Below are 18,218 nucleotides of genomic sequence, written 5' to 3'. Positions count from 1 at the left end.
GGTAGAAGTAGGCTGCAACATAGAGAGATTATCAATCCATCAATGTATGGAATTAACAACACAAGCCCGTTTATTCACTTGTCCAGCCTTTATGCTGATTCACATTTTCACGAGTGATGAGTTTGACTGGAATAAGAATGTTGGGATTGGCAGGCTTATTCCCTTTGAGAATATCGTTCCCAACCTCAACGGCCTTGGCTGCCATGCGAAATGGATCTTGAGCCGCCGTCGCAACGAATAAACTATTGCTCTGCTTCAGTGCATCTAGAGCCTCAGGTGCACCATCGACGCCAACAATAAAGAACTCATCCCGTTTCGCCTGTTTAGCCGCTAGCTCTGCGCCAATAGCACAAGGGTCATTAATGGCAAAAACTGCATCAATTTTTCCGAAGGAGGTGAGCAAATCGCTCATGACTCTCAACCCACCATCACGGCTACCTTCTGCATTCTGATCTTTTGAAAGAATCTTGATGCCAGGATATTTGGAGAATACGCTCAGACACCCTTCGATGCGCTCTACCACTGAAGCGACAGGAGGCCCGTTGATAATCACAACACTGCCTTGACCCTTCAATCGCTCTGCTATGTATTGACAGCTCACCTCACCCGCTTGCAGGTTATTGGAGGTAACGGTGGCATCAACACCTCCCTCAGCAGCGGTATCAACTGCAATAATTGGAATTCCTGCTTGCTTAACTTTTTCTACAGCAGGAGCAATCCCTTTAGTGTCGGCAGCATTGAGTATGATCATGCTGACCTTCGAGGCAATAAAGTTTTCGATTTGGTTGAATTGCTGATTTAAATCGTCCCCACTAGAAACGATGGTTGTCCTCGCATTCGCACCACCAAGTTTCTTGGCTTCAGCTTCCGCTCCCTTACCCACTTGCACAAAGAAAGGGTTGCCGAGGTCACGGAGTGTTACAGCAACGGATGAAACTTTTGTGTCCGGTTTATTGCTGCTTTGCGTGTTCTGGGGAGGTGCGGCGCAACTGGCAAGAGCGCTGCTGACTAAACTCAAAAGACCGACTGCGATCGCTACTTGTTTCACCTCAAACTCCAATAGATGCTCTTTTGGAGAGAGTCGTTTGGGAATATGACTGTGCAAACATAACAGCCGCTCTCGTCAAATTTGAAAGCGAATACTGAATGTTTGAGACAACTAATTGCTTTTCAATGCTCAAGTGAGGGGTTGATGTTAGTTATTCCTTAGGCTTTAGCCCTAAAGATAACTACGAACCCCTCAAAATTACGCTGACAAAGTACTAGCCTATCCGCTACAGACGGTACAAGACTTGTTTCTTTTCTGGGAGTAAAATTTCTCCAAACCGATCACTAGAATCCTTATTTGAAGCAAGAGACCGAAGAAAATCCTTGTTTTCGCCTCCTGAAACTAGTTGATTTTTATTGAGATATATTAAGAATCATGGAAGCATTCCAGTGCTTTCAACTTGGAGAAAACCTTTGAAAAAAGCCACAAAAGATTGTGTCTAAAGGCTTGCAGAATCATATTTAGTTTGACTCTCGCTACTGTATATGCTGATACTTAAATACTGACTTAGCATCTATCTTAAGAGGAATATCAATGTGTAGAGCAAAAGTATTTAGTTAATACCAGAAAAACTGTAAAAGTATTTCTGGATGGTGTTCGTTGACTTTCTCAAAATCCATCGGAAGAGACGGATGGTGTCACAGTAATCTGCCAAAACGCCGTTTGCGGCACGGTTGCCAGAGTAAGGGACAAGACATCTTGCCTCCATTCCTGCTCACCAATCTCCACACCACTTGCCTCTACTCGACTCCCAGATACCAAGCCAGTCCAGAAAATTTGGAAGCTTCGCTCTTGAAGCATTCCTGAATAACTCCCCCGCACGGGTTCACCTGTGAGTAGATAACAATCCCCCTCACGACGTTGGGTAAAACGACGACGACTACCAGCTTCCGTGTGATAAGCGGTGCTTTCCCCATCATCTTCGTAAAAGTCTAGTTCACCGTCTGCCCCCGCATAGACCTCTAGAATTAGATGGGTTGGCGGTGCCGTTCCAACACGGCGGGAAAATTCCGCGAGGGGTAAAATGGCTCCAGCTTGCACAAAAACGGGTATGCGATCGAGCGGGATATACAAGTTTAAATGCTGAATACCTGTGTAGAATTGAGCCGTTGAGCGTTCCCACCATTTACCTTCAGGCAAATAAACCGAACGGTAACCACCGGCTTCAACGACTGGGGCGACTAAAATGCGATCGCCTAATAAAAACTGCGTCGTTACTTGATAAGCTTGTTCATCTTTAGGATAGGCAAGGTACAAGGGACGGCACAAGGGTAAACCTGTCTCATAGGCAACCCGACCCAGATGATACAAGTAAGGTACTAATTGCATCCTGAGCTGCAATGCCTTTCGTATCGCATTGAGTACCCATTGTCCATAACTCCAAGGTTCGCGCCGACCATGATCGGAATGAAAGCGGACAATGGGAGAAAAGCAGCCAAATTGTATCCACCGAACAAAGAGTTCCGGGTCAATCAAGGGTACACCGGGGACATGACCGAAAAACCCCCCCAAATCGTGCGACCAATAACTAACTCCCACATTACCTGCTCTTGCCGTGAAATCCACTAAAAACCGCAGGACTTCCCAGTGGGAATAGGTATCCGCGGAGAACTGTACGGGGTAGCGATGAGAACCAACCCCACCTGTGCGAGAGAGAATCAAGGGACGTCGCTTGTGATGCGCTTCTAGATGCGTGAAATAAACATGATTCGTCCATAATTGGGAATTTACACCTGAATACTTCGCGTTAGCGCCATCAATCCACCAAAAATCAATGCCATCTTCCTCACGAGGGCTGTGTAACGCCTGCATGAATAAATCAGCTTCTGACTGAGACGCCAAATTGAATAGCAACCAACCTTCGTCCGCGTTAGCCTTCGCCAAAAGTTCGAGGGTTGGCGCATCGGGTTGCCAGGACTCAAAAATCCAGCCAGTGGTAGGATTTTTCACAGGGAAGACGTTACCCGCCTTTACCTCATCCGGGTTCAGTCCCCGTGCTGCACACAAAGCGGAGAACTGACTCTCCTGCGGGGATACGCCTTCAATGTGGACATTGGCACCGATATGTAACCCAGTACTGTGTGCCCATTGCAGAAACCCTTGGGGATTGGGGAAAAATTGCTCGTTCCAGTCCCAACCACACCAACCGGCTACGTGCCAATCGACATCGAGTACGAGAACATCTAACGGTAATTCGAGTTGATCAAATTGCTGGGCAAGGTGTTGGTAATCTGTATCATGCATTTGGTCATACAGAGAGAACCAAACCCCAAAAGCCCAACGTGGCAGCATGGGGATGCGTCCGCACAGGTGGACAAAGTCTTGTAAAACTTGGGCGTAGTCGGTACCATAGCCGAAAAAGTACCAGTCTTGACCGTTGGCGTCCGATCTCTCACTCAGCCCTCCCTGTTTCACAAGAGCGCTACTGGAATCATTCAGGATGCTGTAACCACTGCGACTCAGTAAGCCAGGGGGATAGTGCCGCCATTGTTGCAAAAATTTTTGCATGGGTTCGGGGAGTTCATCCAGGCGGAAATGATTCAGATATCCCAGGGGTGGATCTTCAAAAGCGGTGATTTCCCCGCGATCGCGCAAACTCTGGTGAATGGCTTTCAAGGCCGTGTAGAGCCATTCTTGGGTGTGAGGGAACTCTTGAAACACGGAAGCTGGATGCACTCCAGTGGGGTGAAACTCTCGGTGGAGCAGGTCTAAGCTGGTAAAGGTGCCGCCCAAATTCTCTGTGTCAATGGTTGAAGGCGTCCAATTCCAAGTCTTGTTGTCACAATTTACATAAATATTCAGGTTGGCATCATTGAAGGGTTCGCGATCAGGTCGATAGACGATTTGGAGCCACTCCGTATGCAGGTGAAGTACTCCTGTTTCAGCCCACTCAATACTCTTAAAGGGTACAGGTTGGGGGCGAGTTAAAACTATCACCGTAGGAGAGTCTTCAAATTGACCTGTGGCAGACCATTCTAGACGCACCAAGCCATGATTCAAGGCGCTAAAACGAGCGGTTCCACAGATAACGCTGTTGCCGATGAGTTGGTATTGCACAAATGCACTCCTGCTGAATCTTCAAGACTTTACACCCTTTTTAGCTTATCCAGGCGTAGTTATTGGCTGATTAAAGCAGGCCACTTCGGCTTTACAACTCAACAAAAGTGATGTTAGTGTATATTTAAATTTGCCAATAAACAATATTACGCCTAGAATTGAACCTTAAAGCCAGGTAGGGTGTCTGTTATACAGTGAACTTTTTAGCATAAATTCTGATATATTGTTGTTGAATTTTGTCCCTTTAATAACACATCTTTGTAATAACTAATTATTAAGTAAATCTTTTAAAAATAAAGCCTTTGCTCATAATTTTTAATGATGAAAATTGAAGTTTCGCCATGGCCTCATGGCCTGATGTAGTACATTTGCACTAAAAATGACTGACGGATATGTATCCTAAGGGCTGACTCTGGCATCCCGCTGATTTGGCTGCAAAAGGCAAATAAATCATCCAGGTACTGACTCAGGACAAAATGTATTAAAAGTTACAAAACACCGATCTAGACGGTGCTAGAAAGTGTCATGCTGTCTATAAAGATAGATAGAAAAATTCGTGAGGAGCCAAGACTTTGAGGAAGGTAGAAGCAATTATTCGACCCTTTAAGCTAGACGAAGTTAAAATCGCCCTAGTCAATGCTGGTATCGTCGGGATGACAGTTTCGGAAGTCCGAGGATTTGGACGCCAGAAAGGTCAAACCGAGCGCTATCGCGGCTCTGAGTACACCGTTGAGTTCTTACAAAAGCTCAAGGTAGAAATTGTCGTTGAGGACAATCAGGTTGACATGGTGGTAGAAAAAATCATTGCCGCTGCTCGAACTGGTGAAATTGGAGACGGTAAGATCTTCATTAGTCCCGTCGAACAAGTCATCCGGATTCGCACAGGCGAAAAAAATCTAGAAGCCGTTTAACCTGTGACATTCTGATATCCCAATCGGAAGGCTGAGGCTCTGCTGCTCTGGCTTAGTGCCTCAGTTCCAAATTCCTGTATCTCTAAGGATTAAGTTAACTGGCTTAACTGAGGGAGAAGTGCTTCAAACGCTTTCCCTCGATGACTATAGCGTCGCTTCATCTCCGGCGTCATTTCGGCAAACGTCAAAGCTTGTTCTGGTACATAGAAGATGGGATCGTAGCCGAAGCCGCCAGTTCCACGAGGAGTCTGTAAAATTTCTCCTCGGCAGATGCCTTGGACTTGAAGGGCGATCGCTCCATCCGGACGTGCGATCGCCACAACACACACAAACTGCGCTCCTCGGTTGCGTTGCTCACCAAGTTCCCTCAGCAGTCGTTCAATCCGCTCAGCGTCTGTGCTTCCATAACGTGCAGAGTAGATACCTGGGGCACCACCAAGAGCATCAACTTCCAATCCAGAGTCATCTGCGATCGCCCATTCTCCAGTTGCCTGAGCGACGGCTGACGCCTTAAGACAAGCATTAGCCGCAAATGTATCTTCGGTTTCCTCAATTTCTAATTCGGGTGGTTTTAACTGCAATTCCCACCCCTTATCTGACAGGTAAGTCTGCATTTCACGCAGCTTGCCGGGATTTCCTGTAGCTACAACCAGCACTGTCATAATTTTCAATCTCGTGTTTAAGCGATTTAGCGATGAGCATGGAGCTGGATGGAAGGGTAGATGACCCAAAGGGTAGAAAAACACCAACTATTTAGTCTTATCCCGTAGGCCAAAAGCCAGCATCTTGAATGCTAACAGCTAACGGCTTTATACGGAATTCGCCCAATCTTTCGCCCAGTTGAGCGTATGATGCACCTGCTTCAGCGTCGGGGCTTCGCAGTACAGTCGTAGGACAGGTTCAGTGCCGCTGAACCGAATTAACAACCAACTGTCATTGGCTAAGCGGAATTTATACCCGTCGATTGTCAAACAATCCACAACTTTTTGATCGGCAATTTTTGTCAAGGGTTGAGATTGTAATTGTTCCAGCAGACGCGATCGCACATCCATGCTGGCTAGATGCAAATCGATGCGGTCATAAGCCGAAGTATAACCAGTGCGTTGTTGTAGGCGTTTGTAGAGGTCACTCAAATCCATCCCAGACTGAGCAATCGCCTCTAGGACATAAAGGGCAGATAGCAGGGCATCTCGTTCTGGAATATGGTTTCCATAACCAATGCCTCCCGATTCCTCACCACCGAGTAAGACGGGAGTGGATAACATGCGGTCAGCAATGTACTTATAGCCAATGGGAGTTTCATACATCGGCAATTGATACAATGCTGCCACACGGGGCATTAAGTCCGAGCCGCTGATCGTTTTGACCACTTCCCCGCTAAATTGACGCCGTTCGGCTAAATGTTCAATCAGAACGGGGATGAGAATTTGCGAGCTGAGGAAGTTGCCTTCACCATCTACAGCAGCAATGCGATCGCTATCCCCATCAAACACCAAACCGACTTGCAAACCTGCATCCTTTTGTCGGCGGTGAGTTCGCATCACTCGGAATAGCTGAGAAAGGTAGCGAGGCAAGGGTTCTGGGGCACCCCCCCCAAATAAGGGATCGCGAGAGCTATTGATTTCGGTGATCGGCACACCGAGAATTTGACTCAAGCCACCCGCTGCTGCGCCGTGCATCACATCGGCGAAGACAGTCAATTTCCCCTGAGTTATCAGTTCCTGAATCCGAGCCAGATCCACTTTGGATCGGATTTCATCACAGTAACTCGGCCAGGGATTGAAGGTTTTCAGGCTACCAGGAGTGCGCTCCGCTACCGGGGCTTGAGTGAGTAGGGCTTCGATCTTTTGTGTGGTTTCTGGGGAAACCGAACCCCCAAAAGACCCCTTAACTTTCAATCCCAGGTAGCTTCCAGGATTGTGACTGGCCGTCAACACCAAAGCTCCCAGGGCATTCTGTTGCTTGGCGGCCCAACTAAATGCGGGTGTTGGGGCGTAGCTTTCAGACAGCATGACATCAAATCCAGCGGCTTGGACGACTTCTGCTGTCTTTTTGGCGAACTCTTCTGCCATGAAGCGCCGATCATAGCCCACAATAATCGTGTTGCTACCAGTGCTTTCGCCATAAACGTCTGCCAGGACTTTGGCAGCTATGGGTGCGACAAAAGCGACGCGCTCAAAGGTGAAATCGGCGGCAATAACGCCTCGCCAACCGTCTGTCCCAAACTTAATTGAATCTGCGGCAATTGGCATAATACAATGGTCTTATTTTTCAATTTCCAATACTGACCGCAGGATCTTAGCACTTTTGACACTGCTCGGCCTAAAGGCGCGAGGATTCTTTCTTTACAAGGAGCGCAACCGCTTTACCCGTCGCGCCAAAGGCGGGCCCGCTTTGCTAACAGAAAACATCTTGACCATATGTCCCACGGCTGCAAGCCCTCTTATGAGAACTACTTGCGCTGCTGCAACGTCCCTATCGGTCGTGTAGCCGCAATGTTGGCATGAGTGGACTTGCTTAGATAATTCCTTTAGGACAGGGCTTAAATCCCATTCATTTCGGTCAGGCTCAGTGTCTTGCTACCGTCAAGAGGGTTGTTTCTCTTGTGTTGCTTCTAGCACGTCAGTCCTCAAGATGACTCACTCTTCGATGTTGGTCTCAGGCGGCTCGATGCCACAATCGGGAAGATGGGACAGGAGCGCTCGCAACCTCATGCGCTCGATATAAGGCCAGCCCCCTGACTCTTCGATATCTTTCAAGAGAGCATAAAGCTCCTGCCGATTACTCGGTAGCGAGGCTTGGAACAATCCCTCATGAATTTCTCGATGCGTCTGCTCCAAGGCTCGTAGCAAGGCCAACAGCGCTCTACTATTCCCTCGGTGGCGATGCGCTATCGTCTGAATCTCGGCTGTCAGGGATGGCAGTTCGATCTCTAGCTGCCTTAAATCTGAATCTTTTTCACGGTTCATGGATTGACTTAAAAATTTGCTAGATGCAATGTGAGAGCTTTGTTCAGATTAAAGGCGACCCTTCGGAGTGTACAATGCTCTTAAACAAGAGCAGAGGCTTACGCATCCGGTGCCATCTCATGGACTGTTCTCGACCAGGCAGCAGTTCAACTGATGGAATTTTTCACCGCAAGTGTTTGTTTGCCTCAAACTATAGCATGGGTAGATAGTCAGGAATTCCCACTACTTGTAGTCGTGGGAATCTCATACTGTTCTTTCTCTACCTGGCACCGTAAGGTGCCGCGTAGTTTCCCTCCCTAGTCAGGGAGTGGGCATCCAAACAGCCCTAAGTTTTTTGTGAATTGTGGGCATCTCTTGTCGATGTCTTGAGGACAGCAGTTGTTGCACTCTTAACATTATTGGAGTCCAATTCACGCATCACATAAGAGAAATTTTCAGATTTAGATATTGACGATTGAGGTTGACCATGAGGTATCGTGCTTTTATTGTTGCCTTCCTGGCTTTGTGTCTGGGGGTATTAACAGCTTGTAGTGAAGGTCCAGCTAGTGCGACCGATGCTCCGCTCAGTTATGACCAGATCAGAGGTACTGGTCTAGCCAATAACTGCCCACAACTGGCAGAAACGACTCGCGGTGCTATTGCTATAGACTCCAGCCAGTCCTATGTACTTACAGATGTGTGCTTACAACCAACGACCTTCTTTGTCAAGGAAGAACCGGCTAATAAGCGTCAACAGGCCGAATATATTCCCGGAAAGTTAGTGACACGGCTCACGTCATCCCTTGACCAAATTCGTGGCCCCTTAAAAGCGGGCCAAGATGGAAGTCTGACGTTTGTTGAAGAAGAAGGAATTGACTTTCAACCCATCACCGTTAAGTTGCCTGGAGGCGAGTTAGTTCCCTTCCTCTTCACCATCAAAAGTTTAGTCGCTACATCTCAGCCCGGTCTGGATAGCATCAACACATCGACTGATTTTAAAGGCGAGTTCAAAGTACCCTCTTACCGGGGTTCTGTTTTCCTCGATCCGAAAGGACGAGGTGTTGCTTCTGGTTATGACAATGCGGTTGCCATCCCTTCCCAAGCGGATAAGACAGACATCACCCGTGCCAACGTTAAGCGAGTGACTACCCTCCCCGGTCATATCTCCCTCCAGATTGCCAAGGTAGATAGCAGCACTGGCGAAATTGCCGGTACATTTGAGAGCGAACAGCCCTCTGATACTGACTTGGGTGCTGATGACCCCGAAGAAGTATTGGTGCGCGGCATCTTTTATGGTCGCGTTGAACCCGGGCAAGCTTAGTGTTCTTCGTTCTCTTGGCTGAGCCTGAGGTAAAGCCATGAGAGACTTGGTAAGAATTTGACAAAAGGGGCACACGCCCCTTTTTTTTGTAGAGTTCGGTCAACCTGAAAACCGGGTTTTGCTATCCAAGAATATAGGAATCCTCAAAGAGCCTCTATCATAGGAAGTATTATTCCCTCAGCCTGAAAAAATCAGTCCCAGTGAGATTAGAGTCATGGGAATGCCTCAGTGAAACTACGGCCTCTCCTAACCCGTTATTTCAGTGAAAATACTATTTTGAAAAATCTCAGTGAACTGATAATATAAAGGCTCTAACAACAGCAGATCTACGGATGACAGGATTGAACACTTTAAACAAGCTATCAGTCTTTGTCTAGCTTACATGCGGTTGTCGTAATGGGTGCAAAGTAGTTTAGAAAATCTAACGCCTGTGTTCCAAATCACAGTGGCGACCCTTCAGGAAAACTCAAACTAAGTTTAGAGTCGCACATCAGACGTGCTCTACCATCACCAAGCCTGCCATGTCCACCTCCATCACCCATGAACTGAAGCACGAGAGCCTACAATTATTGCGGGAGTACCAGCAAGTTGGCTCGTCAGAGATTCGCAACCGACTTGTTCACCTCAATTTCGGACTGGTTAGAAAAGAGGCTCATCACTGGGTCAATCAGTGTACCGAAAGTTATGAAGACTTACTGCAAGTAGGCTGTCTTGGCTTAATTCGTGCTATTGAACGGTTTGACACAACCAAAGGGACTGCGTTTAGCTCCTTTGCGATTCCTTACATTCGTGGGGAAATTCAGCACTATTTGCGCGATCGCGGTTGCTCGGTTCGCATTCCTCGACGTTGGCTGGCGCTACGGCAACAATCTGTGGAGATGATCCAAGAATTACGGGTAAAACTTAATCGACAACCGACCGATTCTGAAGTTGCCTTAGCACTACACATTTCCCTCGCCGAATGGCAAGAAATCAAACTAGCTCACCAAAATCGTGAACCGCTGAGTTTAGATACACCCGTGGGAGATGCCGAAGAAGGCACTTCCAGCTTGGGTGAACTGGTACCCGATCCGCGATATCGCAGTTTTCAGTTAGCCCAAGAAGATCAAATTCGCCTGCAACAAGCTTTGGCTCTCCTAGAAAAACGGACTCGTGATGTTCTAGAATTTGTTTTTTTACACGACTTGACTCAAAGAGAGGTGGCAGAACGCTTGGACATTAGTGTCGTGACGGTTTCTCGGCGTGTGAAAAAAGGACTAGATGCCTTGAAAAAGTTCATGAGTGGAGCAGAGCATTAAGCCCGTCCTTGAGCAGGTTAAGTGACTATAAAAAACCTGGGTAAACATACCTTGAACCGCAGTAGACTCTGCACCAATAATCGTTACGACTTATTGAATAGTTTACTGTGGGTTATCCCGGCTATTGGGGCTAAAAGGCTTACCATCGCGTACTTCTCCGCTGTAGATTTGCCCGTTCGCGAAAGTCAATACTCCTCTGCCTTCGGGTTGACCATCGCGCAATTCTCCCGTGTAGCTTCGATATGGGGAACCTGACGGGTAAGTGCAAGTTCCTTTCCCTGTAAATTTGCTATTGTAAAAAATCGCTTGGCAGCGAACGCCATTAGCGTGTATTAATGTACCGCTACCCTTGACTTGACCGAGATAAAAGCCTCCTGTGTAGCGTTGTCCATTCGCAAACGTAAACGTTCCCTGACCGTGGGGTACACCGTTGCGGACACTTCCTACATAACGATCACCTGTCGCGAATGTAAATGTTCCCGTGCCGTTAGGCTGACCGTTGCGGATGCTTCCTTCATAGCGGTCATTATTGGCAAACAAAAACATTCCCCTACCGTTAGGCTTACCGTTGGTAACCTGTCCCTCATATCGGTCATCATTGTTATACACAAAGATCCCCCTACCGTTAGGCTGACCGTTGCGGATCTCTCCCTCGTAGTAGTCATAAGCACTACCGCCTCCTGCCTCTGAGAAAACGCATAGCCCTCTACCGTTGCGTCCTTGGAACTGTCCTTCGCAGGTGGTGCCATCATTCAGTTTAAACAGGGCGGCCTGCGAGGGTAGGGGCTGAATACAACTTAAGGCAATCTCCACACTAGAGGCCACTAACACGGCTATCCCTAGTCGTTGAATTGAAGGAATCATCGGTAATACAACTCCTGTTTCATCTTTTTTAATGGGGGTAGGTTTAGCGAGGCTGTCGCGACGCAGACCCATTTAACTGAAAACTTTATGAGCAAAAACTTAAGGAATTTGAAGAGTATAGAGCAAGTCAGCGATATTTTAACTAAAATTTAGCTCGAGAGCTAAACTCTGGCAAATGTTCCCTCATCTCTTGAAGAACTCGCCGAAAGCAATTTGCTTCATCAATGCCGTTCTGTTTTCCAATCAGGTATGATAACGGATTGGCCGCAACTTTTGACGAAAATATCTCGGCTCACTCCTGCTTTTGCCTGGGAAGTTCCAACAACTGTTTCGATATACTAAAAATATCTACACATCGGATCGAGTTCTGAGATTGATAAGGTCGGCGGTGTCTTCTGGTAAACCCTTGGGGAACTGGTCATGCGTCAAGTTTCATTAATTGCATTGGTGAGTGTGCTCGCTCTGTCAACAAGCGGGTGTATGATTGGCCAGCAGGAAGATCAGGCCGCGAAAGAAAGCCCCTCGCCTCAGCCGGCTGCCTCTGTAAGCCCTCCCAAGCCCTCACCCACTGCAACTTCAACTCCTTTCGGAAGTAAGCCTTTGGTCGCCCAGCAACCCGGAACTAGCTCAGCAGTACCTGGTTTGATTCAGCCTGAACTCCCTGAAAATGCAGTAAAACGAGTTCCTCTAGGACAGAAAAGCGATCCTTTTTCAGCAGTTCCCGTGCAACCGCAAGTGACAGTGTCGCCCAATCCGGGTGCCGGTCAGGGGGCCAATCCGGGTGGCAACAATAGACCTGTGCCAACCGTACCTCCACTTCCTGCACCACAACTACCCAAGATCCCATTGGCTCCACAAGCCAAAAATAGGGTTCCACAGACTCGCAAGAGAGATGTGGTCGCCGCCAGACCTTTGCCGAATCGCCTCAAGCTGCCGCCGATTCCCAGAGCAAGAGGGACAAATCGCTCTGCTTCTCCTTCACGTTCTCCCTTACGCTCTCCTTTACGTTCTCCTTCTCCTTTACGTTCTCCTGCTCCTTCCGTGTTGAAACCAAGTCCGACGGCAAAATTGCTTCCTCCAGTAACTCCTCCTCTCAAAGCCGTACCCGAATTGCCGAAACTGCCAGAACCAATCCAAGCTCAAGGAGTTCAAGTCACAGGAGTTGTTGAAGTGGGTGGTGTGCAGATGGCAATTGTGAAAGTCCCTAATGAACCCGATCGCTATGTCCGGGAAGGACAACGCATCGCCAACGGGCAAGTTCTGGTCAAGCGAATTGAGACCAATCGAGGCCCGAATCCGGTAGTGATTCTGGAACAGTATGGTGTTGAGGTGGCCAGAGGCGTTGGTGATGCGCCATCCACATCTCCTGGTGGGCCTGGACAACCCCCACCACCCCCAACAGCTTCTCTGCCACCCGCCTCGACGCCAAGCCATACCGCTGTGTCTTCTCAAGCTTGACCCGATTGGATAGTTTGTCGAGAAGGAGTACAAAAAATCGTGGTTGAGCTGCTGCGCTATCAAATGCGCTGTCCTGGATTACCCTTGGCCGTCTATCGGGAGATAACGGCTCATTTGCGGCAAGTGTCAGGGGTGGACGCGGGTCTGATTTCTCAGACGGCGGCGTCGTTTGATTACCACCAAAGTCAAGTCGGTGGATTGTGGATTCAGTATGCTAACGCTTCTGATACCGTGAGCCGAGAACGAGTGAACCAAATTTTGGCATACTATCAAAACCGCTATGGTGCCTGGGAAGCAGAAACTTCTCAGGAAATGCCGTAGAACATCATGGGAAGCGAAAGTTTAATGGGTTCAATTCAGGCTTTACGAGGAACACGGGACATTTTGCCGGAGGAAGTTCGGTATTGGCAGTGGGTTGAGGCGAGCGCACGGCAAATTCTTGACAGAGCCGCTTACCAGGAAATTCGTCCCCCAATCTTTGAGCGGACGGAGCTATTTGCACGGGGTATTGGTGAAGCGACCGATATCGTGGGCAAGGAAATGTACACCTTCAATGATCGAGCCACTCCGCCTCGTTCTGTGACTTTACGCCCAGAAGGAACAGCCGGTGTAGTCCGGGCTTTGATTCAAAACAATCTCTACGCCAGTGGAGGGGTACAACGCCTCTGGTACACCGGGCCAATGTTTCGCTATGAAAATCCTCAAGCTGGGCGTCAGCGGCAATTTCATCAATTGGGAGTTGAGGTGATTGGGAGCGCTGATCCGAGGGCGGATGCTGAGGTGATTGCGATCGCCACAGATATCCTGCAAACCCTGGGACTCAAAAACCTCCGTTTCGACCTCAACTCTGTAGGAAATTTAGAAGATAGGCATCAGTATCGAGAGGCACTGGTGAATTACCTGCTACCTTACAAAGATGAGTTAGACAAAGACTCTCAGGAACGTCTCACTCGCAATCCCATGAGGATTTTGGACAGTAAGGAGGAGCGCACCCAGAAAATTACCCAGGATGCTCCCAGTATTTTGGACTATCTCGGCTCAGATTCCAAGCGTCATTTTGAACAAGTGCAGCAGTTGTTGAGTAACCTAGGGATTTCCTATCAGCTCAATCCTCGCTTAGTGCGCGGTTTAGATTACTATACCCATACGGCTTTTGAAATTATCTCCGATGACTTGGGGGCACAGGCTACGGTTTGTGGGGGGGGTCGCTACGATGGACTGGTTCAGGAATTGGGAGGTGCCCCGACGCCTGCGGTCGGATGGGCTATTGGTCTGGAGCGTTTGATTATACTGTTGCAACAAATGCAGGAACCTCCTCGCCAAGGAGTGGATTTTTATGTGGTATCCAGAGGCGAGGCCGCCGAAGCTCAATCGCTCAAACTCGCGCAACAGCTACGTCAGGCTGGGTTTAGCGTTGAATTAGACCTAAGCGGCAGTGCCTTTAAAAAACAATTTGCACGAGCCGTTCGCAGTGGTGCCGTGGCGTGCCTAATTCTGGGTGATGAGGAGGCTCAAACCGAAACGGTTCAGCTCAAGTGGATGGCATCAAAGGAACAAAGTGCGATCGCCATCGCTGACTTATTGGAAAAAGTGGATGAGATCCGAGGCCAGATCGATCACTTGAAATAGCTGCTGACTGATTTGTGAGCGAACTTCTAGCAACCATTAAACTAAAGAAATTAAAGAATTGGATGTTAGAGATTAAACTCTAGACGGAAGCCTCTTCCACAGTCCAAACTGATAGCTCCTAGAAGAATCGCTAATGGCTATGGAATATTGGGAATTTCTACTACAAAAAGAGGGCGATCGCACTTGGCTGCCCATAAACTCAAAGACTGAAATCGAAGCGGGTCGGTATCGCGTCGTGGCTCACTCATCCCGGATCAATACGGATGTGGAAATTTGCATCATTCATGACAGCACCGAAGAAGTTCCGCCGAAACGACGGTCTCAGAAGCGATCTCGCCGTACTAACCCAGAAGGGTTAATGGTAGTAATTCCCTTTACTTACCTCAGACCCGGATTCTGGGAATTCCGTTGCTGTGGCGATATCATGTCCGATTTTTTAGGTAACTCCTGGCAGCACTCGGTTCAATTGGTGGTCTTGGCAGAAGTCACACAAATTCAAATTACGCTACCTGAACCTCCATCAGCGCTGCTCGCCCCAGCTAAAACCGAGATTGAGGCGGATTCAGGTGAAAATGAAAAGTCCCCCTCCACATCTGAAAGTCCCCTCGTTGAACCGACCCCAATAGAAACTGAGATTCCTGAGTCTACCCCAATACTGGCTTCAGACGCGCTCGCGAGCGAACAGGATTGGGGTGTAAAGATGAGAGAGGAAGATCAGGAAAACACCCGGTCCCCTGCACATCCAGCAAATTCCTGGGCAGCAACTCCCTTAGGGCAGCAGGATGAAGTTCAGCAAGAGGCAATGACGTTTGATGAGCCAATGCCTGAATTGGAGAGTGAGATCGTCACACAACTCCAAAACACTCAACCAAGTCCAGAAATAGTCCCCGAACTTCCTGCCGAGGTATCACCCCTTCAACCCCTGCCAGCAGTCTCTACCTCAGATAGCGAGGAGATTGTGGAGACTGACGTTGTGTTGGCCTTTTTCGCAAACCAAGCCGTTCGCCCTGAACCGGCTGAGTCAGAAAAGAACAACAAGACGCTCACTGCGCGATCGCTTGAAGTTGCAACATCGACCAACCCCATTTTGGATCAATCCCTGCAAATGCTGGAGCAAATCCTGCAACAGGTGCTTGAACCAGTCATGCATGAGTTTGAACGGCCTGAACCTTCCGAACCGTTGCTCGTGCCGGAGTCAGAGGAGTTTGTCGAGAGCGCCACCAATCAGCAAGGACTTCTATTAACTCTAGACGAAGAATCCTTAGTCGCACGACGAGGAGAGTGTTTGAGCATTTCGGGTCAAGTGGATGTCTTAGATGTTCATCACTTTCATGGCGGTGAAGTATCTAGGGATTTCCAGAGAGCTTTTCAAGGGAGCCTGCGCTATGAGCTGCGCGACCCTCAAACCTCACAAGTCTTGCTGGAAGTCCAACATCCTCTACCCGAACAGGCGCTTCCGATCGCATTTAACCATACCCTAGAGATTCCTTTAGATTGCCCGACCCGTCTGATTTTAGGAAAAGTTACAGTTTACGACAGGCAAGGACACTTGTCCAACTCGTCAACATCAGCCGCTTTAGCCAGTCAACCGTTTAGTGTCACGGCTGATTTAGAAGAGTTATTGGGAGCGATTATTCCAGGAACCCAGGCTATGCCTGTAGCCAAGGTGCTGGTACTCGCTAAGAACCTCGCGCCCCTAGCAGAATCTCAGGAAGAATGGCTAGAAGCATCTAGTCCTTCTATACAGCCGCCTGTGCTTGACCTGGTAGACGTGACCCAAAGTCAGCCGCCTCTTTATCTCAAACCTTCTTCGGCGAGTCCCTTACCGCCACAACTTTACCAACCAACAGTCACCTCCAAACCCTCAAGAGCTCCCCAACTGCCAAAATTACCTAAAGTGCGCCCCATTACCCAAAGCGCTGAATCCTTGATTGAGCAGTCGGAATCACCTATTGTGATTCTCAGTGAGCTTGAGCAGGTTCAACTTCCTTCTGAGAACGCTGTAGAGCCGATGCAACCGCTGGCTTGGCCGCAAGATCTTTCGTCTACAGTACCCAAGTCTTTGGTATTCGATACACCTCAAGATACGGTTCCAGAGCCACAACTTCAGAATGCCCTCCAACAGTTGGAAGAGGCAATTTCACAAATACAAAGCGCAGGTTCTTTATCAAGCCAAAGCGCACCGCCAAAGGCAATTTCTCCAGGTGTACAGGCATTGCCGTCTACTCCAGAGATATCAGACTCTCCCATTCCGGTAGTTGAGTCTCCAAACAATGGAGCACCAGAGGATGGTTCCGCTGATGAGAGCGAACTCGCTAAGGCGGGTACCCAAGATTCTCTTGGCATGTTTAACGCTGACTTTTTAAAAAATGTGGCGTTTGCATCGCAACCCCCTGCTCAGGAGCCGTCACCAGAGGCTTTAGAAGGAACTGAGAATGTAGATTTTACTGGAGAATCTCCCCTGGAAGAAGCGGAGGAAATTGATGAATGGGCTATCTCTATCTATAATTCTGATTCCTCACTCACTGACTCAGATGTTGAGGGAACACAGAGGCTATCCACCAAAGTTCCTTTAAGGTCTGAGCCAGTTGCTGATCAGGGTAGAGCCGTAGTTCCGGATAGCGCTAGTCAGAAGGAAGCCTTAAGCTCAGAACTAGCACCAGCCAAGGAACCTAGTGACCCTGAATCTGAGCCGGCAGTTGTGGATAATGCCTTCCAATCGTTAAACATACAAGACCGTTTTTGGTCGCGGCTTAATTCTATAGCGGCAGATTCTGCCTTGTCCCAGTGGTTGAATAGGGAGTCATCACCTCCTAGCCATTTGGTCGAAAATCAGGCCAATGAGGCGGTCAATCAACTCTCAGAGCCTGAGCCAGTAGGAATTAATGTGGAAGAAGTGACACAACCACTGACTTCTAACATATTGCTCACTGATTTTGATGAGGGGATGTGGGAAGAAGAGAGCGATGGATTTGACGAAGCGATGGCTTTGGGTACCCCGCCAGAAGAGATTACCGAGACTCAATCCCTACAACCGCCTCCCTTGGACGAGACTCTTTTTCCACAGGCAGAATCCTTTGAGCCGTCAGCGGTGGTCGATATCACGGAGACAGATTGGTCTCATCAATCATTTGAATTTGTCGTAGACGATGAAGAGCTAGCCGTACCGGAAAAACCGATGGTTGCACCTGAAGTTAAGGCGACGGCTGAGGTAGTACAAACCGTTTCTTCAGTTTTGCCGCCGACACTTCAGCTTCAACGGGAGATTGTCTCCCCACGCCAATTGGCGCAACCCATCCCTACACCCGAACTCTCCATACCCACCAGCAAACTGGCGGCTGGAGAACTGGTCACTATCCGGGTCACATTGCCACCTCATCCAGCTCGTCTGTGTGTCAAGCTGTGGATTCAAGACCGTCAAAGCCGCTCTCTGTTGGATGGGCCACGCTGGTTAATGGATCTAATTCCTGATCGCACCGGGGAGCAAGAGGCGCTGACTCAGTTAACGGTTCCTTTTGGCAGTGTGGAAATCCGGTTTGAAGCGATCGCGGTTGATATTGATAGTCAACGGGAGAGTCGCAAAGTAGCCGTTGATTGTGTGGTGGTTCCTTCGGGTTTACCTAGCTTCTCTGTCGATGAGTTTGAGATGTGAAGCCAACCCCTAACTAAACAATCATGAGTTAT

The 18,218-nt window shown here is 48.6% G+C and carries 13 protein-coding genes and 1 pseudogene; 7 read left to right on the top strand and 7 right to left on the bottom strand.

Annotation, left to right across the window (positions count from 1 at the left end; all coding sequences use genetic code 11):
- Positions 1–70: 70 nt before the first annotated feature.
- Both NDI48_09450 and NDI48_09445 read right to left on the bottom strand, forming a co-directional pair.
- Positions 71–1,105: an ABC transporter substrate-binding protein gene (locus tag NDI48_09450; GenBank protein MEP0831432.1), complete on the bottom strand. Its 1,035-nt coding sequence runs from the start codon at positions 1,103–1,105 to the stop codon at positions 71–73.
- Positions 1,106–1,657: 552 nt separating this feature from the next.
- The gene (locus NDI48_09445) at positions 1,658–4,105 is read right to left on the bottom strand and encodes a DUF5110 domain-containing protein (GenBank protein ID MEP0831431.1); all 2,448 of its coding nucleotides are present in this window, start codon (positions 4,103–4,105) and stop codon (positions 1,658–1,660) included.
- Positions 4,106–4,677: 572 nt separating this feature from the next.
- On the opposite strand from NDI48_09445, the gene NDI48_09440 reads away from it, so the two are divergent.
- Positions 4,678–5,016, top strand: coding sequence for a P-II family nitrogen regulator (locus tag NDI48_09440; GenBank protein MEP0831430.1), 339 nt, complete (start codon positions 4,678–4,680; stop codon positions 5,014–5,016).
- Between the two features lie 89 nt (positions 5,017–5,105).
- On the opposite strand, the gene rdgB is transcribed toward NDI48_09440, so the two are convergent.
- The 4 genes and pseudogenes from rdgB to NDI48_09420 form a co-directional block, all read right to left on the bottom strand.
- A complete protein-coding gene (gene rdgB, locus NDI48_09435) occupies positions 5,106–5,678 on the bottom strand; it encodes an RdgB/HAM1 family non-canonical purine NTP pyrophosphatase (GenBank protein ID MEP0831429.1) in 573 nt (190 codons plus the stop codon).
- A 147-nt stretch (positions 5,679–5,825) separates the two neighbouring features.
- Positions 5,826–7,268 (bottom strand): phosphoglucomutase/phosphomannomutase family protein, encoded by a 1,443-nt coding sequence (locus NDI48_09430; protein ID MEP0831428.1) that lies wholly within the window; start codon positions 7,266–7,268, stop codon positions 5,826–5,828.
- Positions 7,269–7,361: 93 nt separating this feature from the next.
- Positions 7,362–7,547 (bottom strand): annotated as a pseudogene (locus NDI48_09425) (transposase).
- 108 nt (positions 7,548–7,655) lie between these two features.
- A complete protein-coding gene (locus NDI48_09420; GenBank protein MEP0831427.1) occupies positions 7,656–7,985 on the bottom strand; it encodes a hypothetical protein in 330 nt (109 codons plus the stop codon).
- Between the two features lie 466 nt (positions 7,986–8,451).
- Between NDI48_09420 and NDI48_09415 the strand changes: the two genes are divergently transcribed.
- Both NDI48_09415 and NDI48_09410 read left to right on the top strand, forming a co-directional pair.
- Entirely contained in the window at positions 8,452–9,285 is an 834-nt protein-coding gene (locus NDI48_09415) for a photosystem II manganese-stabilizing polypeptide (protein ID MEP0831426.1), read from the top strand.
- 521 nt (positions 9,286–9,806) lie between these two features.
- Positions 9,807–10,583 (top strand): RNA polymerase sigma factor SigF, encoded by a 777-nt coding sequence (locus tag NDI48_09410; protein MEP0831425.1) that lies wholly within the window; start codon positions 9,807–9,809, stop codon positions 10,581–10,583.
- 102 nt (positions 10,584–10,685) lie between these two features.
- On the opposite strand, the gene NDI48_09405 is transcribed toward NDI48_09410, so the two are convergent.
- On the bottom strand, positions 10,686–11,519 hold the full coding sequence (locus NDI48_09405; GenBank protein MEP0831424.1) for a hypothetical protein: 834 nt from the start codon (positions 11,517–11,519) through the stop codon (positions 10,686–10,688).
- A gap of 348 nt (positions 11,520–11,867) precedes the next feature.
- Between NDI48_09405 and NDI48_09400 the strand changes: the two genes are divergently transcribed.
- The 4 genes from NDI48_09400 (at position 11,868) to NDI48_09385 (ending at position 18,186) form a co-directional block, all read left to right on the top strand.
- A complete protein-coding gene (locus NDI48_09400) occupies positions 11,868–12,905 on the top strand; it encodes a hypothetical protein (GenBank protein MEP0831423.1) in 1,038 nt (345 codons plus the stop codon).
- Between the two features lie 39 nt (positions 12,906–12,944).
- Entirely contained in the window at positions 12,945–13,226 is a 282-nt protein-coding gene (locus NDI48_09395; GenBank protein ID MEP0831422.1) for a hypothetical protein, read from the top strand.
- Between the two features lie 24 nt (positions 13,227–13,250).
- Positions 13,251–14,534, top strand: a complete 1,284-nt coding sequence (gene hisS, locus NDI48_09390; protein MEP0831421.1) for a histidine--tRNA ligase — start codon at positions 13,251–13,253, stop codon at positions 14,532–14,534.
- Positions 14,535–14,667: 133 nt separating this feature from the next.
- Positions 14,668–18,186, top strand: a complete 3,519-nt coding sequence (locus tag NDI48_09385) for a hypothetical protein (protein MEP0831420.1) — start codon at positions 14,668–14,670, stop codon at positions 18,184–18,186.
- Positions 18,187–18,218 lie beyond the last annotated feature (32 nt).

It is taken from the genome of Microcoleus sp. AS-A8 (assembly GCA_039962225.1).
Taxonomy (GTDB): Bacteria; Cyanobacteriota; Cyanobacteriia; order Cyanobacteriales; family Coleofasciculaceae; genus Allocoleopsis.
This window is presented reverse-complemented; position numbering and strand designations above follow the sequence as displayed.